General features: G+C 68.2%; 19 protein-coding genes and 1 tRNA gene. 16 read left to right on the plus strand and 4 right to left on the minus strand.

What is annotated here, in order from left to right; genetic code table 11:
- The first annotated feature begins 128 nt into the window (after window positions 1–128).
- From ACWDTI_RS08290 to ACWDTI_RS08305, 4 genes are all read left to right on the plus strand, one after another.
- On the plus strand, window positions 129–1,244 hold the full coding sequence (locus ACWDTI_RS08290) for a phosphotransferase family protein (protein ID WP_449737586.1): 1,116 nt from the start codon (window positions 129–131) through the stop codon (window positions 1,242–1,244).
- Entirely contained in the window at window positions 1,244–2,374 is a 1,131-nt protein-coding gene (locus ACWDTI_RS08295) for a hypothetical protein (RefSeq protein WP_449737587.1), read from the plus strand. Before ACWDTI_RS08290 ends, ACWDTI_RS08295 begins: the two co-directional genes overlap by 1 nt.
- 23 nt (window positions 2,375–2,397) lie before the next feature.
- Entirely contained in the window at window positions 2,398–3,939 is a 1,542-nt protein-coding gene (locus tag ACWDTI_RS08300) for an alkaline phosphatase family protein (RefSeq protein WP_449737588.1), read from the plus strand.
- Window positions 3,940–3,980: 41 nt separating this feature from the next.
- A tRNA-Leu gene (locus ACWDTI_RS08305) sits at window positions 3,981–4,054 on the plus strand.
- A 121-nt stretch (window positions 4,055–4,175) separates the two neighbouring features.
- On the opposite strand, the gene ACWDTI_RS08310 is transcribed toward ACWDTI_RS08305, so the two are convergent.
- Window positions 4,176–4,895, minus strand: coding sequence for a TIGR00266 family protein (locus ACWDTI_RS08310; protein ID WP_449737589.1), 720 nt, complete (start codon window positions 4,893–4,895; stop codon window positions 4,176–4,178).
- 130 nt (window positions 4,896–5,025) lie between these two features.
- On the opposite strand from ACWDTI_RS08310, the gene ACWDTI_RS08315 reads away from it, so the two are divergent.
- The 9 genes from ACWDTI_RS08315 (at window position 5,026) to ACWDTI_RS08355 (ending at window position 15,100) form a co-directional block, all read left to right on the plus strand.
- A complete protein-coding gene (locus tag ACWDTI_RS08315) occupies window positions 5,026–5,955 on the plus strand; it encodes an AAA family ATPase (protein ID WP_449737590.1) in 930 nt (309 codons plus the stop codon).
- Window positions 5,952–7,049, plus strand: a complete 1,098-nt coding sequence (locus ACWDTI_RS08320; RefSeq protein ID WP_449737591.1) for a vWA domain-containing protein — start codon at window positions 5,952–5,954, stop codon at window positions 7,047–7,049. Before ACWDTI_RS08315 ends, ACWDTI_RS08320 begins: the two co-directional genes overlap by 4 nt.
- A 145-nt stretch (window positions 7,050–7,194) precedes the next feature.
- A complete protein-coding gene (locus tag ACWDTI_RS08325) occupies window positions 7,195–7,674 on the plus strand; it encodes a (2Fe-2S)-binding protein (RefSeq protein WP_449737592.1) in 480 nt (159 codons plus the stop codon).
- A complete protein-coding gene (locus ACWDTI_RS08330) occupies window positions 7,671–10,064 on the plus strand; it encodes a xanthine dehydrogenase family protein molybdopterin-binding subunit (RefSeq protein WP_449737593.1) in 2,394 nt (797 codons plus the stop codon). The genes ACWDTI_RS08325 and ACWDTI_RS08330 overlap by 4 nt, the downstream gene beginning before the upstream one ends.
- The gene (locus ACWDTI_RS08335; RefSeq protein WP_449737594.1) at window positions 10,061–10,915 is read left to right on the plus strand and encodes an FAD binding domain-containing protein; all 855 of its coding nucleotides are present in this window, start codon (window positions 10,061–10,063) and stop codon (window positions 10,913–10,915) included. The genes ACWDTI_RS08330 and ACWDTI_RS08335 overlap by 4 nt, the downstream gene beginning before the upstream one ends.
- A gap of 2 nt (window positions 10,916–10,917) precedes the next feature.
- Window positions 10,918–11,589, plus strand: a complete 672-nt coding sequence (locus ACWDTI_RS08340; protein ID WP_449737595.1) for an SRPBCC family protein — start codon at window positions 10,918–10,920, stop codon at window positions 11,587–11,589.
- 69 nt (window positions 11,590–11,658) lie between these two features.
- Window positions 11,659–13,185: a carboxylesterase/lipase family protein gene (locus ACWDTI_RS08345; RefSeq protein ID WP_449737596.1), complete on the plus strand. Its 1,527-nt coding sequence runs from the start codon at window positions 11,659–11,661 to the stop codon at window positions 13,183–13,185.
- Window positions 13,186–13,341: 156 nt separating this feature from the next.
- Window positions 13,342–14,814, plus strand: coding sequence for a hypothetical protein (locus ACWDTI_RS08350; protein WP_449737597.1), 1,473 nt, complete (start codon window positions 13,342–13,344; stop codon window positions 14,812–14,814).
- A 64-nt stretch (window positions 14,815–14,878) separates the two neighbouring features.
- The gene (locus ACWDTI_RS08355) at window positions 14,879–15,100 is read left to right on the plus strand and encodes a hypothetical protein (protein ID WP_449737598.1); all 222 of its coding nucleotides are present in this window, start codon (window positions 14,879–14,881) and stop codon (window positions 15,098–15,100) included.
- A gap of 12 nt (window positions 15,101–15,112) precedes the next feature.
- Here the strand turns inward: ACWDTI_RS08355 and ACWDTI_RS08360 are convergent, their stop codons facing one another.
- Entirely contained in the window at window positions 15,113–16,018 is a 906-nt protein-coding gene (locus tag ACWDTI_RS08360) for an alpha/beta hydrolase (RefSeq protein WP_449737599.1), read from the minus strand.
- Window positions 16,019–16,087: 69 nt separating this feature from the next.
- On the opposite strand from ACWDTI_RS08360, the gene ACWDTI_RS08365 reads away from it, so the two are divergent.
- Window positions 16,088–17,257, plus strand: coding sequence for an MFS transporter (locus ACWDTI_RS08365; RefSeq protein ID WP_449737600.1), 1,170 nt, complete (start codon window positions 16,088–16,090; stop codon window positions 17,255–17,257).
- Window positions 17,258–17,414: 157 nt separating this feature from the next.
- The gene (locus ACWDTI_RS08370) at window positions 17,415–18,065 is read left to right on the plus strand and encodes a GPR1/FUN34/YaaH family transporter (RefSeq protein WP_449737601.1); all 651 of its coding nucleotides are present in this window, start codon (window positions 17,415–17,417) and stop codon (window positions 18,063–18,065) included.
- A 61-nt stretch (window positions 18,066–18,126) separates the two neighbouring features.
- On the opposite strand, the gene ACWDTI_RS08375 is transcribed toward ACWDTI_RS08370, so the two are convergent.
- Together ACWDTI_RS08375 and ACWDTI_RS08380 are read right to left on the minus strand one after the other, a co-directional pair.
- Window positions 18,127–19,275 (minus strand): TDT family transporter, encoded by a 1,149-nt coding sequence (locus ACWDTI_RS08375; RefSeq protein WP_449737602.1) that lies wholly within the window; start codon window positions 19,273–19,275, stop codon window positions 18,127–18,129.
- Between the two features lie 88 nt (window positions 19,276–19,363).
- Window positions 19,364–19,684 carry a putative quinol monooxygenase gene (locus ACWDTI_RS08380; protein ID WP_449737603.1) on the minus strand — a complete coding sequence of 107 codons (321 nt, stop codon included), beginning with the start codon at window positions 19,682–19,684 and terminating at the stop codon, window positions 19,364–19,366.
- Between the two features lie 175 nt (window positions 19,685–19,859).
- Here ACWDTI_RS08380 and ACWDTI_RS08385 point away from each other — a divergent pair, with 175 nt between their 5' ends.
- Window positions 19,860–21,284, plus strand: a complete 1,425-nt coding sequence (locus ACWDTI_RS08385) for an aldehyde dehydrogenase family protein (RefSeq protein WP_449737604.1) — start codon at window positions 19,860–19,862, stop codon at window positions 21,282–21,284.
- The last annotated feature ends 86 nt before the right edge of the window (window positions 21,285–21,370 follow it).

Genomic DNA, 21,370 nt, shown 5'->3' on the forward strand with positions numbered 1-21,370 from the left:
GGTTGTCGGTCAAAGGACCTAGTCAATCGCCCCACGCGGCGATCTGGCCAACTCACCGCGATGCGGCGGTGGAACGTGTTCTAATCCGTAGGACCAAAACCCAGCCGCGCACGACATTGGATACCTTTATGCCGGAAAGCAATTCGTCGGACCCGAACGAGCTCGCCCGTCCCAGTTCCTCACGCCGCGACCCCGATTGGCTGCGGGCCCGCCTCGCCGACTGGCTCCCGACGGTCGCCCCGTCGCCGACCATCACCCGACTCGAGATCCCGTCGGCGAACGGCATGTCGAGCGAGACGATCGTGATGGACGCCGAGTGGGAGGGCACGAGTCACCCACTGGTGGTGCGGGTCGCCCCGACTCCGGACAGTGACCCGGTGTTCCCCACCTACGATCTCGACCGGCAATTCCGCATCATCGACCACGTGGCGACGACGACCGATGTCGCGCTGCCCGCGCTGTACTGGTCCGAACCCGACGACGGGCCACTCGGCGCACCGTTCTTCATCATGGCGCGCGTCGAGGGCGAGGTGCCGCCGGACGTCATGCCGTACACGTTCGGTTCGTGGGTGAGCGAGGCATCCGACGAGCAGCGCACCCGATTGGTCGAGTCGACGGTGCAGACACTCGCCGCCATTCACGCCGCCCCGGTGCCCAAGGAATTGCTGGACATGCCGGGTCCGGGCGAAACACCCCTGGGCGCGCATGTCCGACGACTACGGGAGTTCTACGCGTGGGCATCCGACGGCCGACGGGGCGCTCCGCTCATCGAGCGTGGATTCGATTGGGTGACAGCGAACTTCCCCGACGAGAGTGATCCCGTGCTCGCCTGGGGAGATGCGCGGATCGGCAATGTCATCTATCGCGACTTCCGGCCGGCCGCGGTGCTCGACTGGGAGATGGCCGCCTACGGGCCGCGGGAACTCGACGTGGCATGGATGATCTTCCTGCACAGGTTCTTTCAGGATCTGGCCGAGTTGATGGGCATGCCGGGACTGCCGGACATGCTGCGTCGCGACGACGTCGCCGAGATGTATCGCCGGGCCAGCGGCCACGAACCCTGCGATCTCGACTTCTACACCACCTATGCCGCCCTCATCCATGCCGTCGTGATGTACCGGATACAGTCACGCGCAATCCATTTCGGGCAGGCCGAGGAACCCGAGGACACCGACGACATGATCCTGCACCGGGCGACCCTCGAGGCGATGCTGGCCGGTACCTACTGGGAGAAGGTCATCTGATGCTGTCCCCCATGGATGACTTCCCGATCCATCAGGTCGCCGAGGTCATCCGGCACACGCAGACCTCCGACCGCAACTTCTACGACCGTTACTACTTCAATTGTCATGGGCCCGATGCGGATTCACCGTGGCTGATCATCGGGCTCGGGGTGTATCCGAACCTCGGGGTCACCGATGTGTTCGCCGTGGCGCGCTATCGCGACGAGCACATCGTGGTGCGCGCGTCGAAGGCGCTCGGCGCCGATCGCACGGATATGACAGTGGGACCGTTCACGGTCGAGATCCTCGCCGGACTCAAGAAGTTGCGCGTCGCCCTCGAGCCCGGCCACGGCGACCTGTCGTTCGACCTCACCTTCACCGCCACCAGCCCGGCGGTGCTGGAACCCAGACATTTTCAGCGTCAGATCGAGCGCGTCGTCTTCGACACCATGCGGTTCGTACAGACCGGAGACTGGTCGGGGCGACTCGTGGTCGACGGCGCGCAGTTCGATGTCGCACCGCCCAAGTGGCGCGGCAACCGGGACCGGTCCTGGGGCGTGCGGCCCGTCGGGGAGGCCGAACCGCCGGGCCGGAGGGCCGATGCGGGTGTGTCCGGCACGTTCTTCTGGATCTATTCGGTCATGCGTTTCGCTGACTTCTCCATCGTCGTCGTCGTGCAGGAGACCGAAACCGGGGAACGCGTGATGGGCGATGCACGCCGGGTCTGGGACGACGCCGAGCGCGCCCCGGAGTGGCTCGGCCATGTCTCCCACGAGATCTCGTTCCTGCCGGGCACCCGAGAGGTGTCCGAGGCGACGCTGCGGTTCACCCGACCGACGGGCCCGACGACGACCGTCACCTGTCATCCGGAGCTTGCCAACTACCTGGCGTTCGGCACCGGATACGGTCTCGAAGCCGACTGGCGACACGGCATGTGGCAAGGCGAACTCAAGGTGGAGGGCCTGCATCTGAAGGTGCCCGACCTCGATACGACGATGAAACTCTTCTGCGTGACCGATCACCTCGCCCGATTCGTCCTGTCTGTCGAGGACGATCCGGCCGGTTCATGCTCCGGTGACGGATTGTTCGAGTTCGCGGCGATCGGACCTCACGAACAGTACGGATTCACCGAGTACACTGACCCCGCCTGACGTCGCCTGCGCGAGGAGTTGCCTTGTCGAACACGCCCTTTGCCGGTCTGTCCCGCCGCGAGTTCCTGACCCGGGTGGGAGCCGTCGGCGGCGGAGCGCTCCTCGCGTCGTGGGCCGGGCCGATCATCGACCGCGCATACGCCTCGGCCGATCCCGCCGGAACCGGGTCGCTGAACGACATCGAACACATCGTGCTGTTCATGCAGGAGAACCGCTCGTTCGACCACTACTTCGGAACGTATTCGGGCGTACGAGGTTTCGGTGAACAGTCGGCGGTGTGGAAGCAGCACGGGTGGGCTCCGGGCGTCGGGCCGACGGCCCGCGGGTACACGCTGCCCTTCAGACTCGACACCCAGGTCGACGCCAATCTCGACGGACAGTGCATCAACGATCCGGACCATTCGTGGGCGGGTCTGCACCACGCTTGGAACGGCGGCCGCAACGACGGCTGGCTGCCGATGTCGATCAAGTCGGTGGGCCCGGCGAATGCGCCCGCGCTGATGGGTTATTACGAGCGTGAGGACATCCCCGTCCACCGGTCGTTGGCCGAGGCGTTCACGCTGTGCGACAACTACCACTGCTCGGTACTCGGGCCGACCGACCCGAACCGGCTGTACTGGATGAGCGGGATGCTCGACCCGGACGGCACGCATGGCGGCCCGCTTCTCGAAACCCCCACGCTGATACCGAAATTCGTCTATACCTGGCGCACCATGCCGGAGAACCTGCGTGATGCCGGCGTGAGCTGGAAGATCTACAACAACAAGGATCTCGGCCCGATCTCCAGTGTGGCCCTCGACGGCATGATGGGGTGCTTCAAGCAGGCACAGAATCCGGCCTCCGAACTGGCGCGCCGCGGCATCGATCCCACCTACCCCAACGACTTCCGGGCCGACGTCGCCGCGAACCGGCTCCCCAAGGTGTCATGGGTGGTGCCGCCGGCGATGGAGTGTGAGCATCCGGCGCTGCCGGCGGCGCTGGGCGCCGTGGGCATCGTCGATCTGCTCAACATCCTCACCTCGAACCCGGCGGTGTGGGAGAAGACCGCGCTGATCATCAGCTACGACGAGAACGGCGGCTTCTTCGATCACGTCACTCCCCCGACCCCGCCGCCGGGCACCAAGGGTGAGTACGTGAGCGTTCCCGACATCAACCAGGTCGCGTCGTCGAAGGGCATCCGCGGACCGATCGGCCTCGGCTACCGCGTGCCGTGCTTCGTCATCTCGCCGTACAGCCGCGGCGGGCTGGTCGCCTCCGAGACCTTCGACCACACGTCGCAATTGCGGTTGATCGAAAAGCGTTTCGGCGTCAAGGTACCCAACCTGACCAAGTGGCGACGCGGGGTTGTCGGTGACATGACGTCGACCTTCGACTTCGCGCACCGCCCCAACGCCGCCCGCCCGCGTTTCGGCGATCCCGTGCCGGCGGCCCAGAACGCGCTCGTCGCGTGCGGGCCGAACATCGCCGCGGGCACCCTGGGCTACGGACGGCCGTATCCGGTGCCGCCGAATCGGATGCCCCGCCAGCAGCCCGGCAGCCGGCGCGCACCGAGCGGCATCGTCTGATCTGGGCTCACCTCAGCACCGCTATGCTCTCCGGTGGGTTGGCCCCTATAGCCCAATTGGCAGAGGCAGCGGACTTAAAATCCGCCAAGTGTCGGTTCGAGTCCGACTGGGGGCACTCGCAGACCCCGCGCCGCGGAGCGGTCGCCCGCCTAAACGCGCTCGTGGCGCGATCACACGACAACTATTGACGCATGATCGCTGTGCGTGCGCGGTTGGGCGACCCTGTCCGTCCGGCGTCAGTTGCTCCCGGTCGACGCCGGCCCGTTGTCCTTGGGCAGATAGGGTTCCAGCGCCGCGGCGAGCTTGTCCGGGGTCATCGACTGCAACCAGATGTGGCCGGGCCCATGGATTTCGGCGAGGAACAGCGAATCACCGAAGAACTTGTTCTTCACGCCTTTGACCCTGGCGAAGTCGAGGGTCATCTCGGCCCGGAACAGTGCCAGATGGCCGGGGTGGACCATCATCGACTGCCCGGCCGCGAGGTCGTATTCGACGATCTCACCGGCCAACTGCACCCAGGTCGTGCCGCGTCCGGACAGCTTCTGGAAGACCACACCGGCGCCGCCGAAGATGCCGACACCGAGTTTCTTCTGCAGTCCGACCGAGACCTCGACGTCGGATGTGCTGGCCATGTATGCGCCCGAGGCAACCATGTAGACGTCGGCGGGGTCGATCTGCAGTTCGCGGATCTGGCCGGGCATGTTCGCCGCGAACGCCACGAACCCACCCCGCGACGACGCGGTGTAGCGCGTGAGGAACAGTTGGCCGCCGCCGAGCATCCGCTTGAGGCCACTCATGAATCCGCCCTTGCCGCCCGAGCCGAAGGCGGTCGAGGTCTCCATGTCGAAGCCCGGGGTCAGCCAGGCGACATCACCGCCCTCGGCGATGATGTGTTCACCCGGGTCCAGGGACAGTTCGAGTACCGGCATCGTGGTGCCGTTGATCCGGGGTTGCACGGCATCAGCGTATCGGGACGACGCCTGTGTCGTGCCGGTTCGCTCCGGTCCGCCGGGCCCTCGACGCACTTGCATGCCGATGTGCACCGTCTGCGGCGTCCACAGCGCGGTATGGGCATAGGCTCGCGACGTGACCGATGCACGACCCGTCCCCGGCTCGCCCGGCGAACTGGCGGCGGCACTCGAATCGACCGGCTATCTCGCCGAGGACGGCCTGGCCATGGCCGCGTTCCTCGCACTGCGGATGGGCCGGCCACTGTTCTGTGAGGGTGAGCCGGGCACCGGCAAGACCTCACTGGCGGTCGGGCTCGCGCAGGCCCTCGGCCTCCCGCTGATCCGGCTGCAATGCCATGAGGGCATCGACGCCTCGCAGGCGCTCTACGACTGGGACTTCCCCCGCCAGTTGCTGCACCTGCGCACGCTCGAGGCGGCCAGCGCCGGCGCGCTCGACGCCGACGCCGCCGAGCACTCCCTCTACACCGAACGGTTCCTGCTCGCCCGGCCCCTACTGCGCGCACTCACCGAGGCGCCCTGCGTGCTCCTCGTCGACGAAATCGACCGCGCCGACGACGAATTCGAGGCGTTCCTGCTGGAGCTGCTCGACGAGAACGCGGTGACGATCCCCGAGCTCGGACACATCCGCGCGGCCACGCCACCGCTGACGATCCTCACCTCCAACCGCACCCGCGAGGTGCACGACGCGCTCAAGCGCCGCTGCCTCTACCACTGGCTCGAACACCCCGACCTGGCCCGCGAGACGGCCATCCTGCAGCGACGAGTGCCCGGTATCGGTGACGAGCTGGCCGAACAGGTCGCGCACGCGGTGCATGCGCTGCGCAGGCTCGAGTTGCTCAAACCACCCGGCGTCGCCGAAACCCTCGACTGGGCTCGGGCGCTGCGCGAACTCGACCGCGACGTCCTCGACGCCGAGATCGCCGCGGCAACCCTCGGCGCGGTGCTCAAGTACCGCGAGGACCTCGACCGGGTCGCGCGTGTCGGGCTGGATCAGCTGCTCGGCGCCGGGAGTGTGGCGAGCGGGCCGAATCACACCGGCGCATGACCGGTGAGCTGGTCGGCTTCACCGGGTTCGCGCGGAGCCTGACGAACGCGGGACTGCCGGTCGCGACCGACTCCGTGGAGATGTTCGTGCGTGCGTTGCGTGAGGTCGATCTCGCCGACGCCGAACAGGTGTACTGGGCCGGTCGGACGACGCTGTGCCGCGACCCGGACGATCACCCGCGCTTCGACCTGGCCTTCGACGCCTGGTTCGGCGACCGGATGCCGCGCCCGACCCGGCGCCCGACGCAGCCGAAGCAGAGCCGGATGGCGGCGCTGCGCACGTCGCCCGACGACACCACCGACGAAGGAGCGGGCCCCCACCTGGCGGTGGCCGCCGACGACACCGAGGTGTTGCGGCACCGCGACATCGCCACGATGTCGGCGGCCGAGCGCGCACACCTGGCCGAGCTGATCGCCGAGTTGCGGCCCCAGCCACCGCGTCGCGCCGCGCTGCGCCGCTCCCCGTCCCGGCGTGGGCCCGTCGACCCGCGTCGAACCGTGCGCGAGATGCTCGCCGCCGGTGGCGAACCGGTCCGCCCGCGCCGGCACCGGCCCGCGACACGCCCGCGGCGCGTGGTGCTGCTGCTCGACATCTCCGGTTCGATGAGCCCCTACGCCGATGCCCTGTTGCGTTTTGCGCACGTGGTGACCCGCGCGAATCCGGGCGGAACCGAGGTGTTCTCACTCGGTACCCGGCTCACCCGACTGTCGGTTGCGCTACGCGGCCGCGACCCCGAACTGGCGCTCGCCGCCGCCGGACGTGCCGTGCCGGACTGGTCGGGCGGGACCCGTCTCGGCGACACGATGCAGGCGTTTCTGGACCGGTGGGGACGCCGAGGACTGGCCCGCGGTGCGGTGGTCGTGATCTTCTCCGACGGCTGGGAACGTGGCGACCCGGCGTTGCTCGCCCAGCAGATGGCGCAACTGCACCGTCTCGCCCGGGCGGTCTTCTGGGTCAACCCGCATGCGGGTGCGCAGGGCTACCAGCCGGTGCAGGGCGGCATCGCCGCGGCGCTGCCCCACGTCGACCGACTACTGGCCGGACACTCACTGGCCACGCTGGCCGAACTCCTGAACGCGGTCCGCGACGCCTGAGACCACGCCCTCAGCTGCGCCGAATCCGGTCTCTTGCCTGCGTATTCCGCGATTTCGGGTATGTGATGTGGGCCACTGGCGCAAAGTGATTCGAGAAGGTACTGCCAGCACCAGCCCACGATTGCCGGCACCCATTGGAGGCCCCATGCGCATCACAGTCACCGTCGACGGCACGACCTACACCGACGAGGTGGAACCACGTACCCTGCTGGTCCACCACCTCCGCAATCAGCTGGGCAAGGTCGGCACCGTGATCGGGTGCGACACCAGCAACTGCGGGGCGTGCACGGTCCTGTTGAACGGACACAGCGTCAAGTCCTGCTCGGTCCTGGCCGTGCAGGCCGACGGCGCCGACATCACCACCGTCGAAGGTCTCGCCCGCGACGGCACATTACATCCGGTGCAGGAGGCCTTCCGCGCCAATCACGGGCTGCAGTGCGGCTACTGCACCCCCGGCATGATCATGTCCACGATCGATCTACTCGGCGACAATCCGAGTCCCGACGAACACGACGTGCGCGAGGGCCTCGAGGGCAACCTCTGCCGCTGCACCGGATACCAGAACATCGTGCGGGCCGTCCTCGACGCCGCCGACAAGATGCAGGCTTCAGGAGGTGCCCGATGACCACGACAGCCGAACCAAGTGCCGCCGCCGGACACGAGATCGGCAAGGCCCGGGTCCGCAAGGAGGACGAGCACCTCATCACCGGACGCACCAAGTGGACCGACAACCTGGTGCTGCCCGGCATGCTGCACATCGCGATCATGCGCAGCCCCGTCGCGCACGCGCGCATCGCGAGCATCGACGTCGAAGAAGCGAAGAAGATGCCAGGCGTCGTCGCCGTGTACACCGGCGCCGATTTCGCCGAGGAGCAGGCCAACCTGCCGAACGGGATGCAGATCACGCCGGACATGAAGGTCCCTCCCGCCCCGTCGATCGCGGTGGACACCGTCCGGTTCGCGGGCGAGGCGGTCGCCATCGTCGTGGCCCGCGACTCCTACGCCGCCCACGATGCGGTGGAGGCCATCGACATCGACTACGAGGACCTACCGGTCGTACTCGACCTGGCCACCGCGGCGCAGGACGGTGGAGACCTCGTCTATCCCGACATGGGCACCAACGTCCAGGCGGTGTGGGTGTTCGATTCCGCCGCGGTGGGCACCGGAGGCGATGTCGAGGAAGCGATCCGCGACGCGGAGGTCGTCGTCGAACGCACGTTGCGGCAGCAGCGTCTGATCCCGGCGTTCATGGAACCGCGCTCGGTGGTCGTCGACCCGACCGGACCCCAGTTCACCATGTGGTCGTCCACCCAGATCCCGCACATCCTGCGTCTGCTGCTGGCCATGACGCTCGGCATCCCGGAACACAAACTCCGGGTCATCGCGCCCGACGTCGGCGGCGGCTTCGGCGGCAAGCTGCAGGTCTGCCCGGAGGAGGCGCTCGCGCTGCTGATCGCACGACGGCTCGGCAAGCCGGTGAAGTACACCGAGACCCGCAGCGAGACGATGCAGGCCGCCCACCACGGCCGCGACCAGATCCAGAAGCTGACCCTGTCGGCCAAGCGAGACGGAACGGTCACCGGGCTGAAGGTCGAACTGCTCGCCGACATGGGTGCCACGCTGCGCGTGTTCACCGCCGCCGTGCCGATCTTCGGCGCCTTCATGTACAACAGCATCTACAAGTTCCCGGCCTATCACTTCGCCTGCACCAACGTCTTCACCAACAAGGTCCCCACCGACGCCTATCGCGGTGCCGGACGTCCCGAGGCGACGTTCGCGATCGAACGGATGATGGACGAGCTCGCCACCGAACTCGGGATGGACCCGCTCGAACTGCGCGAGAAGAACTGGATCAAACACGAGGAGTTCCCGTTCACCAGCGTCGCGGGGCTGACCTACGACACCGGCAACTACGAGGCCGCGACCGCCAAGGCCGTCGAGTTGTTCGACTACGAGGGACTGCGTCGCGAACAGGCGGAGCGGCGCGAACGCGGCGACACCGTGCAACTCGGCATCGGGGTGTCCACCTTCACCGAGATGTGCGGGCTCGCGCCGTCACGGATCCTGGGCCAGCTCGGTGGCGGCTCCGGCGGGTGGGAACACGCCTCCGTCCGGATGCTGCCGACCGGCAAGGTCGAGGTCGTCACGGGCAGTTCCGCACACGGACAGGGGCACGAGACGGCGTGGAGCCAGATCGTCGCCGACCGGCTCGGCGTGCCCTTCGAGGACGTCGAGGTGTTGCACGGCGACACCCAGACATCGCCTCGCGGGCTCGACACCTACGGCTCCCGATCGCTCGCGGTGGGCGGTATGGCGGTCATCAAGGCGGCCGAGAAGGTGGTCGACAAGGCCCGACCGATCGCCGCACACCTGATGGAGGCGTCCGAGGACGACCTCGAGTTCGCCGAGGGCAAGTTCACGGTGAAGGGCACCGAGAAGGCGATGGGCATCACCGACGTGGCGCTGGCGGTGTTCGCCGCACACGACATGCCCGAGGGGGTGGAACCGAACCTCGATTCCGAGGCGACGTTCGACCCGGAGAACTTCTCGTTCCCGCACGGCACGCATCTGTGCGCCGCCGAGGTGGACACCGAGACCGGCTTCGTGAAGATCCGCAAGTACGTCTGTGTCGACGACGTCGGCAGCGTGGTCAACCCGCTGATCGTGGAGGGACAGGTCCACGGCGGTCTCGCCCAGGGCATCGCACAGGCGCTCTACGAGGACGCGATCTACGACGAGTCCGGGACGCTGGTGTCCGGCTCGTTCGCCGAGTACCTGGTGCCGGGTACGCCCGACCTGCCGCATTTCACCACCGATCGCACCGAGACCCCATCCACCGGAAACGTGCTCGGCGTCAAGGGTGTTGGTGAGGCCGGAACCATCGCATCCACCCCTGCGGTGGTCAATTCGGTGCTCGACGCGCTGCGCCACCTCGGCGTGACGGACGTGGAGATGCCGTGCAGTCCGATGCGGGTGTGGAAAGCCATCCAGTCGGCCCAGGGAGGTGCCCAGTGATTCCGTCCAGTTTCGACTACGTCGCCCCGACCAGCCTGGCCGAGGCCGTCTCGGCCCTCGCTGACGCCGGCGAGGACGCGAAGATCATGGCCGGCGGGCAGAGCCTGATGCCGGTGCTTCGTCTGCGTCTGAACTCGCCGAGCACGGTCGTCGACCTCGGGAAGGTTGCCGAGTTGCGCGGGGTGCGCGACGACGGGGACGCGATCGTCGTCGGAGCGATGACGACGCATCACGACGTGCTGAGCGATCCGCTCGTCGTCGAGCACGCCGCGTTGCTGGCCGAGGCGGAGAAGACGGTGGCGGACCCGCAGATCCGTCATCGCGGCACGTTCGGCGGCTCGCTCGCCCACGCCGACCCGGCCGGCGATCTCAGCGCGGTCGCACTCGCGCTGGACGCGACGCTGACGATCGTCGGGCCGGGCGGTGAGCGAAGCGTCAGCGCGGAGGACTTCTTCACCGACTTCTTCACCACCGCGCTCGAACCCGACGAGATCCTTGTCAGCGTGCGCATTCCCAAGCACACGGGGTGGCGCGCCCACTACGAGAAGTTCCATCGGGTGTCGCAGAGTTGGTCGATGGTCGCCGTGGCGGTGACGCTCGACGTCGACGGCGGTGTGATCCGCAACGCCGGTGTGGGGCTGACCAACATGGCCGCCGTGCCCGTGCGCGCCCGAGCGGTGGAGCAGGCCCTCGTCGGGCAGTCGGCCGACATCGACGTCATCCGTGCGGCCGCCGAACACGCCGCCGAGGGCACCGACCCGATGAGCGATCCGAACGCCGACGCCGAGTACCGAACCCACCTGGCGAAGGTGCTCACGCGCCGCGCCGTCGTCACCGCGGCCGGGGTCTGATCATGCAACTGGAGCACACATTCTCCGTCGACGCACCCATCGCCGACGTCTGGCAGGCCCTGATCGATCCCAACCGGGTGGCCGGGTGCATGCCCGGAGCCACCCTGACCGAGGTCGACGGGGACAAGTTCACCGGGCAGATCAAGGTGAAGATCGGCCCGGTCGCCTTGGTGTACAAGGGTGTCGGCACGTTCGTCGAGAAGGACGAGGGTGCGCACCGCGCCGTGATCGAGGGCAACGCCAAGGAGTCTCGGGGCCAGGGCACCGCGAAGGCCACCGTCTCCATGTCGCTCAAGGACGAGGGCGACACGACGACGGGCACCGTGCTCACCGATCTGGCCATCACCGGCAAACCGGCACAGTTCGGCCGGGGCATGCTGTCGGACGTGGGCGGCAAGATCATCGACCAGTTCTCGTCCTGCCTGTCGAAGAAGCTCGCCGGACCGGAGCCGGAGGCGGCACCGGCACCCGCGGCCACCGGTGCGGCGCCGGCGGCCGCCGCGGCACCCCAGGGCGGCGGAGTGGCACAGCCGGTGGCGGAGCCGGAGACCGAGGCGCTCGACCTGATGCAGTACGCGGGCGCGTCGGTGGCCAAGCGCGTCGCGCCGCTCGTCGGTGCGGTGGTGCTCGGCGTGATCCTGTTCGTGGTGGTGCGCCGGTTGCGCCGACGCTGACCGGGCGAGTACCCGGCGACCGCCGATAATCACTTCTCACGTCGAGTTTCGCCGAATACGGTTGATGCCGTGGACACCAACGCATCGACCGATACGCGCGGGCCGGAGGTCCGGACGCGCGCAGGCGTTGTCCGCGGCGCACACGAGAAACGCCTCGCGGTCTTCCGTGGCATCCCGTTCGCCGAACCCCCGGTGGGCCCCTTGCGGTTCGCCGCTCCCCGGCCGACTCCACGCTGGGACGGTGTCCGGCCGGCCCTGACCTTCGGCCCGGCCCCGCCCCAACCGGCCGCGTTCGGTGGTGGGCCGGAGGACCACGGCGACGACTGGCTGACGCTGAATGTCTGGACACCGGAACCCGATTCGGCGTCCAGATTGCCGGTGATGGTGTGGCTGCCCGGCGGGGCCTACATCATCGGGCACTCGGGACTCCCCGAATACGACGGTGGCCGGCTCGCCGGTGCGGGCATCGTGGTGGTGACGGTCAACTACCGCCTCGGCATCGAGGGCTTCGCCGGCATCGAGGGCGCTCCGCCGAACCGTGGACTGCTCGATCAGGTCGCGGCGCTGACGTGGGTGCAGGAGAATATCGGCGCGTTCGGCGGCGATCCGGATCGGGTGACCGTGTTCGGCCAGTCTGCCGGCGCCGGATCGGTGGCGGCGCTGTTGGCGATGCCGCGCGCAGTCGGACTGTTCCGTCGTGCGATCGCGCAGAGCGCGACGGGCACGTACCTGTCGTCGGACCTGGCGGCCGACATCGCAGGTGCATTTTCCGCGGAAATCGGTTGTCGCCCCGAGGTATCCGAGCTGTCGGCGGTGAGTCCCGCCGAGTTGGTCGCCGCCGGCGTGTCGGTCTCGGCAACCATGGCCGCTCACCGCGAGCAGTGGGGACCGATCACGCTCCGGCCGATCCCGATCGCGCCGGTCGTCGACGGCGACGTGCTGCCCACGCCGCCGTGGGAGGCGCTGGCGCACGGCGCCGCCCGCGACGTCGATCTGCTGATCGGCCACACCCGCGACGAGCACCGGCTGTTCAGCCTGCTCGACGGCGTGCTCGGTACGGTGACGGCCGATGCGACCGAGACGGCATTGCAGATGCTGGCACCGGGACCCGACGGCGCACGCCGCTACCGCGAGGCGTTCCCCACCGCGACCGACGAGCATCTGTACGAGGTCGTCAACAGCGACTGGCTGTTCCGGATGCCGACGCTGTACCTGGCCGAGCGCCATGTCGCCGCCGGCGGACGGACCCACCTCTACGAACTGACGTGGAATGCTCCGGGTCTCGGTGGAGTACTCGGCGCCTGCCACGGGCTCGATGTCCCGCTGGTGTTCGGCAATCTGGCCAGTGGTCAACCGGCCGCGCTGATCGGCGATCCCGTCCCCGAGGCGGCCACCGCGCTGAGTGAGCGGATGCGGGCGTCGTGGACGTCGTTCGTCGTCGACGGCGATCCCGGCTGGGCCGAGTACCGCACCGACTCCCGCCTGACCCAGATCTTCGATACCGCTCCGACCGTCATCGAGTACCCCGAGGGCGCGTCGCGGCTGCTGTGGGCGCAGCACACCTTCGGTGCACTTCCCCTACTGGCCGGCGGGTAGCCACCGGAGATCGGCGGATTTGTCAACAGACTCATACTCTTCGGGTGGTCCCCTCCGGCGCGCCGAGATGAAAACTGATCAACCATGGACCGTTGTGGGCGAGACTGATCACACCATGTCGGCAACCGCAGTTATCACGACACATCAGGAGACCCGGTGAGCGAGAACATCGCGGAAGGCACAACTCCGCTCGACCCGAATGAGCGCGCCGAACTCGAACGGCTGCGAGCACGGGTCGCGGCCCTGGAGGCCACACCACCATCACCACCGGCGCCGGCACGGCAGCGGAACTCGGGACTGGTCTGGCGCCGGATCGGCGCGGGCATTCTGGTGTTCCTCTGCGCGTTGCTCGCACTCCTGTCGGTGACCACCCGGTTCGTGCGCAGCGAACTGCTCGACACCGACCACTACGTGAACACCGTCGCGCCGCTGGCGTCGAATCCGGCGGTGCAGACCCAGATCGTCACCACGGTCACCGATCAGATCAACAACCAGGTCGACATCGAGGCGACGACCAAATCCGCATTGCAGCAACTCGTCGATCTCACGCCGGCCGAACGACCGCGGCTCGACAGTGCCGTCGTCGGCCTGGCCCCCGTGATCGCATCCCAGGCGCAGTCGTTCATCCAAAAGACGGTGACCGACTTCGTACAGTCGTCGGCGTTCAAGGATCTGTGGGTGACGGCCAACCGCACCGCGCATCAAGGTGTGGTCGCCGCCGTCACCGGGGACACGAATCACGGCGCGGTCAAGATCGACGCCAACGGCACCGTCAGCATCGACCTCGGCCCGATCATCACCCAGGTCAAGAACAGACTCGAGCAGCGGGGTTTCGCGTTCGCCGCGAACATCCCGAACGTCAACAAGGAGTTCGTGATCTTCCAGTCGCCGGAGTTGGCCAAGGCCAACACGTGGGTCAGCGCCCTGGACAAGGTGGCGACCGCACTCCCCTGGCTCGGCATCGCGGCCGCGCTCGGCGCCATCGGCCTGATCGGTCACGGCCGGCGTCTGCGAATGACCGCGATCGTCGGTGTCGCGATCGCGCTCAGCATGCTGCTACTGGCGATCGCCATCCTGATCGGCCGGGCGATCTATCTCAACGAGATACCGTCCGACGTCCTGGCACCCAACGCCGCGAGCGCCATCTTCGACACGGTCATCGCGCCGTTGCGATTCGCGTTGCGCGCGGTCGCGGTGCTGGCGCTGGTGGTGGCGATCGCGGCGTTCTTCGCCGGCGGCTCCCGGTCGGCGCTGGCGGCGCGGCGCGCATTCACCCACGGTGTGGGCGCCATTGACGCCCGCCGCTCACAACGTCCGCCGAACACCTTCGAGAAGAGCCTGTGGCATGCGCGCATCCCGGTGCGGATCGCGGTGGTCGCCGTCGCCGCACTGATCCTGATGTTCTGGCCGTACCCGACGGGTCTGGTCGTCATCTGGACGGTGGTCATCGCCGTGCTCGTGCTGATCGCGCTGGAGGTGGCGATGCGACCGGCGCGGCGCAGCCCCGACAGTACGGAATCACCCGTCGCAGCCGACGACACGCCGACCGAGGAGATCGTCGGGGAGCCGGCGCCGGATGATGGCCCGACCGAGAGGATCTCGGAGGAGACCGCGGACACGCACGCCTGATTGCGGGGCGGCCCGCGGTGGGAGCCGCGACGGCCTCGACGGGCCGACGTGATCTACTCAGAGCATGGCCCACCACTCGACGACCATCCTCGCCGAAGGCGAAGGCGCCGCAGCCCTCCTGACCATCGGCATCGCCGCCTACGCCGCGGTGATCCTGGTGGCGATCGGATTGGGTATCAACGCAATTCAGCACGGACGACGGAATCGGGCGATCGCGATGGCGATCGTCGTCGGGGTGCTGACGGTTGCGGGTGTCGTCGTCGCGGTGCTCAGCGCGGTGGCCTGACCGCGCTCGTTCCTACCCGGTGGCGAAGGCCGTCCGCAACGCCGCCGACTGCTGCCGGAAGAACTCCTTGGACACCGGGGCCGACGGGTTCACCATGTCGAATCCGTGGAAGGCGCCCCGGATCACCTCGACGTCGCAGTGGATGCCGGTCGCGCGCAGCCGGTCGGCGTAGGCCATGTCCTCGTCGTGGAACAGGTCGAGATCGCCGACACCGATCCACGCCGACGCGAGACCGGTCAGATCGTCGCAGCGGGCCGGTGCGACGAGTTCCGGGTCGGTGCCCCCGAGGTAGCTCGCCCAGCCGAAACGATTCGACTTGACGTGCCACATCCGGAGACTCTCCTCGTCGACGTCACCTGCCGCGCCGGTCCGGTCGTCGAGCATCGGGTAGACGAGTAACTGCAGCGCGGGCGTGGGTTCGCCGCGGTCCCGGATCCGCAACGCCAACTGGGCCGCGAGACCGCCGCCGGCGCTGGCTCCGCCGATCGCGACCCGTGCGGTGTCGACTCCGTCGAGATCCCGCAGTACCGCCAGCGCCTCGTGACAGTCGTCGAGCGGGGCGGGAAACGGATGCTGCGGCGCCAGCCGGTAGTCCACCGATACGACGACCGCCCCCAGCACGTCGGCGAATCGGCGGCACAGGGCGTCGTCCTGCTGCGCGTTGCCGATGACGAACCCCCCGCCATGTATCCACAGCAGCCCGGGCGCATCGCCGGTCACCGACGTCGGCCGGAAGATCCGGACGCCACCTCCCGACGGCAACGACCGGACCTCGACGCCCGACCCGCGCCGCACTCGGGACATGGCACCCTGCACCGCCCTGATGAGCGGCGCGGTCCGCGGACCGATGATCCCGCGCGGCAGGTAGCGCGCCTGCCTCGCCAGATCCGGGTGGAACTGCTGCTCGGTCGAGGTCATCGACGGTGACTCCTGTCGTTCGCGGGCCGCATGCGTCGGCTCACTCTACAACCGGCAGAATCGGATTCGATGACTTCTGCGCATTCGCCCGGCGCCCCCCACCGGCTCGCCGTGCCGGCCGTTCTGCTGGTCCTGTTCGCGACCGGCTGGGGCGCCAATCATTTCGCTTCGATGATCCCGGTGCTGAAGTCGGCCCAAGGGTTGTCGGCGACCGTGCTCGACGGCGCATTCGGCATCTACGCCCTGGGTCTGCTCCCCGGACTGTTCGGGGGCGGTTCCCTCTCCGATCGGGTCGGACGACGTCCCGTCGTACTGACCGGCGCCGCGCTGGCCGGGATCGGCAACCTGTTGATGGTCGGCTGGCACGACGGTTCGGGCGTGCTGGTCGGGCGCCTCGTAGTCGGACTCGGGGCAGGGCTCACCATCGGCGCGGGCACCGCGTGGGCAGCCGACCTGCGGGGCCGTTCGGGCGCCACCCTGGCCGGTGCCCTGCTCACCACGGGATTCGCGATGGGCCCGGTGATCACCGGGGCGCTGGCCGAACTCGCACCGCACCCGCTCACCGTGCCGTTCGCGGTCACCGGGGTGGTGTCCCTGGTCGTGGCCGCGGCCGCCGCCGTGGTGACCCCACGCGGCCGGCCACACCACGGACCGCACATCGCGGACACCACCGAGGGCGAGCAGCGGTCGGTCGGCCGCGCGCTGTCGTGGTCGGTGCCGATGGCGCTCTGGGTGTTCTCGTCGGTGACGGTCGCGGTGGTGGTGCTGGCCGGCCGGATCAGCGATCGGTACAGCGGCGCATGGGTTCCCGGTCTGGCCGCTGCGATGGCCCTCGGCTCCGGCGTGCTCATCCAGTTCGCGGTCCGGCGGGCGCACGCCGGGCCGGTGGCCGGGGTCGTCGGCGCCACACTGGCCGCCCTCGGCTTCACGCTCGCGGCGTTGGCCGGCGCCCATCCGTCGATGCCGGTGTTCGTCGCGACGTCGATCGTGCTCGGGCTGGCCTATGGGCTGTGCCTGCGTGACGGACTCATGGACGTCGAGGCGATGACACCGGCACGCAGCCGCGGTGCGGTCACCGGAATCTTCTACGTGGCCTGCTACCTCGGATTCGGTTTGCCGGTGCTGCTGACGACCATTGCGCCGTGGACCGGTATCACTGTGCCGTTGGTGGTGCTGGCAGTTGCCGCCGGCGTGGCGGCGGCGCAGCGGGCGGTCCGGCTGCGCCGCACCGCCTGGTGACGGCTCACCTGCTGGCCGACCACTCAGCTGACCCCCTGATCAAGCGGACAGTCCGAGGCGAGGACAATTCGCGATCTATTGTGATCCAGCACACTTCGTCGTTAGGTTTGCGGCCGACATCACTTCCGGATGTCGATCCCCGCCCGAAGGACTGCTCATGAACGACGTTACAACGGTGGCCGAGGATCGTGTCGTGGACACGGCCGACCTTCCCCCGATCGAACAGCCCGGCTCGCCGGCGGCCAATCCGGCGACCATCGGCGTGCCGACGTTCATCGTCGGCTCTGTGGCACTGGGCATGGTGCTGATCGGCGTCGTCCCGGCCTCGGCCGTGGGTGCGTCGATCCCGATCATCCTGGCCGCCACCGGAATCGGCCAACTCGTTGCCGCTGTCTGGGCGGCCTCGCTCGGCCAGAACGCCGTCGCGTCGGTGTTCGGCATCTTCAGTGGGTTCTGGCTGAGCTATGCCGCACTCGTGTTGGGCCTGACCCACAACTGGTTCGGCATCGACAGTGCCGCCGTCGTCAGCACCCAGGAGGTGTTCCTGACCTCGTGGCTGGTGGTGATCGTCATGCTGACGCTGGCAACCCTCCGCCTGCCCCTGGCCTTCACCGTGTTGTTCGTCCTCATCGACCTCGCACTGGTCCTCGTCCTCCTGGCAACCGCGAAGGGCAGCACCGGAATTCAGGATGCCGCGGGCTGGACGGTGTTCTCGTTCGCCGCGGTGGGCGCCTACCTGTTCTTCGACGCGATGTCGACCTCGACCGGCGGTCGGGCGTTGCCGATGGGAAAGCCGATCATCGGCTGAATCGTTCACGCGACCAGAGAGCGTGCGTCGGAGTCCGCCGGGCTCCGACGCATTCGCCTGCTCAGGCCGGCAGCAGAACCCGTCCGGAGAACACTCCCCGCGCCGTGCGTGCGGCGACGACTCCCCACGCGATCACCAGCACCACATACAGAACGTCGGCCGCGCCACGAATGGGGTTGGCGCCCAACGCCACACCGAGCGCGCTCAGGCCGGTCACGCATGTCCCGATGGGGAAGGTGAAGCTCCACCAGGTGAGGGCGAACGGCAGTCCACGCCGGAAGGCGCGCACCGTGAGGCAGGTGGCCAGGGTGAACACCGCGCACCCGAAGCCTCCCATCGCCAATCCGTAGATGATCCCGAACACCTTCAGCCCCATGACAATCGGCGCCTCGGATCCGGTGAACACCGAATCGGCGTGCGCGGCCAGCAGATTGACCGCAGTGATCGATTGACCGATCATGCCCAGCATGATCCAGACGGTCGGGGCGGCCGTCCCGGTCGGTACGCCACCGTGCACCAGGCGCGAGTAGATCATCGTCATGGTGATCATGCCCAGGATCAGGCTCAGCCCGAACAGCGCATAGCAGGCCGACAACATCGCCAGCCGCGCCTGCCCGGCCGGGACCGCACCGATCAGCGCTGCTCCGGTGGCCGCCGACACCATGGGTGGCACGATCGGCATGAGCCAGGCCGGCAGTGCCGTCACCTCGTGTCGGTGGAACTCGGTGATCATCACGTAGGGCACCCACACGCAGGTGACCAGGCCGATCGCCGTGCCGAGGCCCCACAGGACGAAGCCGATGGCGGTCGCCGGCCCGGAGCCGAGAAGGGGCGGACCGAACCGGACGGTGCCCGCGCCCACGGTGAGGATGGCCATCGGCAACGCGCCGTAGAACTGCGCCATCACCGGGTGCGTCGCGTAGCGGCGCGCGTTGCCGGGATGCCGAACCCAGTGGGTGGCGAATCCGGCCGAGATCAGTAGGAGGAGCGCCGTCGCAGCAAGCCACACGACGGTGGCGAATCCCATCAGCACCGGAGATTTCGGCCCGACCGCTGCGGCCGCGTTCGCGACGATGCCCGTACCCATCACCATGGCAAACCAATTCGGCGTGATGTGCTCGAAAGCCTGCCCGCGCGAATCGAGTTCGGCGAGGAACCGCCGCGGGGGGCGGGCGGTGGTCACGGGTGCGTGGTCGAGTGTTGCGGTCACGAAAACCAGAGTGCTCGATGCCGCACCATCCCGGTAGGCGACCCGACCTTGTGCCCCCACAAGCCGGGCTTGTGGGGGCAGCGGGGCTCTAGTCGACCGCGAACTCCCCCAGCTTCGACCATTCGTCCTGGCCGATCGTGAAATTGACGATGTCCGGGGTGCGCACCAGATACTGCGGGAGTTCGGCCTGGGCCTTCTTGAAGTGATCGGCGGTCACGTGCGCCTCGGCGGCGTCGTCGTCGAAGGCCTCGACGAGCACGTAGGTGGTGGGGTCGTCGACACTGCGTGACCAGTCGAACCATTTGTTGCCCGGTTCGGCCCGGGTGGCCTCGGTGAACTCCTTGCTGATCTCGGGCCACTGCTCGGCGTATTCGGGCTTGATCGGGAATTTCACGACGATGAAGATCATGACTCCACCCTAGATTTCGGCGCTCTCACGCGGGGAGATGTTCGTCGTCTCAATTCGAGACGACAATTCTGACAACGACCGTTTCCGCAACCGTCGACAGGCCGCCGCAAGCCCAGGCATAGTGTGGTGGAGGCAACACCATTCGAGTGCCGAAATCACGAGTCGGAGGAAGCGCATGCGCGAGATCACCAAGTTCTACATCGACGGCCAATGGGTGGAACCGGCCGAACTGAACCTCATCGACGTCATCAACCCGGCCACCGAGAAAGCCGCCGGACATGTCGCGCTCGGCACCGCCGCCGACGTCGACGCGGCCGTCGCCGCCGCCCGCAAGGCGTTCGCCACCTGGAGTCAGACCACCGTCGACGAGCGGGTCGGCGTCCTCAACGCGGTCGTCGCCGAGTACCAGAAGCGCATGGGGGACCTGGCCGCCGCGGTCACCGAGGAGATGGGGGCGCCGAACGGGTTGTCGACCAACGTCCAGGTGCCGATCGGGCTGGCGCACCTCATGACCGCCGCCGCCCAGCTCCCCAACTACAGCTTCTCCGAGGACCGCGGCACGTCGCGTGTCGTGAAGGAGCCCATCGGCGTGTGCGGTTTCATCACGCCGTGGAACTGGCCGCTCAATCAGGTGATGGTCAAGGTGGCCCCCGCGTTGGCGACCGGCTGCACGATGGTCCTCAAGCCGTCCGAACTCGCCCCGTTCAGCGCGGCGATCGTCGCCGAGATCTTCGACGCGGCAGGTGTCCCCGCCGGCGTCTTCAACCTGGTCAACGGTGACGGCCCCGGTGTCGGCGCCGCGATCTCCGCACATCCCGGCATCGACATGGTGTCCTTCACCGGCAGCACCCGCGCCGGTATCGAGGTCGCCAAGAGCGCCGCGCCGACGGTCAAGCGCGTCGCGCAGGAACTCGGCGGCAAGAGCCCCAATGTCATCCTCGACGACGAGTTGTTCGCCAAGAACGTCGCCGGCGGCGTCAACCAGATGATGCTCAACTCGGGTCAGTCGTGTAATGCCCCGTCGCGCATGCTCGTTCCGGCCGCGCGCATGGCCGAGGCGGCCGAGGCCGCGAAGACGGCGCTGTCCAAGGTCACCGTCGGTGACCCGAGCAGCGACGTCCGCCTGGGCCCGGTGGTGTCCGAGGCCCAGTTCAACAAGATCCAGGGTCTGCTCGAACGGGCCGTGACCGACGGCGCCACCGTGGTGGCCGGAGGCCCCGGCCGGCCGGACGACCTGCCCACCGGCTACTACGTCAAGCCGACCGTGTTCTCCGACGTCAGCAACGACATGGAGATCGCCCGCACCGAGGTCTTCGGTCCGGTGCTGGTGATGATCGGCTACGACTCGGTCGACAACGCCGTCGAGATCGCCAACGACACCGACTACGGACTCGCCGGATACGTCTCGGGCCAGGACCTCGACGAGGTCCGCAAGGTCGGGTCGCGCATCCGTGCCGGCTCGATCTCGCTCAATGGCGCCCAGCTCGATCCCGCAGTGCCGTTCGGCGGCTACAAGCAGAGCGGCAACGGCCGCGAGTGGAGCGATTACGCGTTCGACGAGTATCTCGAGGTGAAGTCGATGATGGGCTTCGACGCCTGATCCGGTTCCACCACGACGCTACGTGGGCTCGCAACCCGCCGACCGGCACCCGCCGCCCTCTCCGCGGGTGCCGGTCGGCGGTCGCG

This window comes from Gordonia sp. NPDC003424, assembly GCF_053588655.1.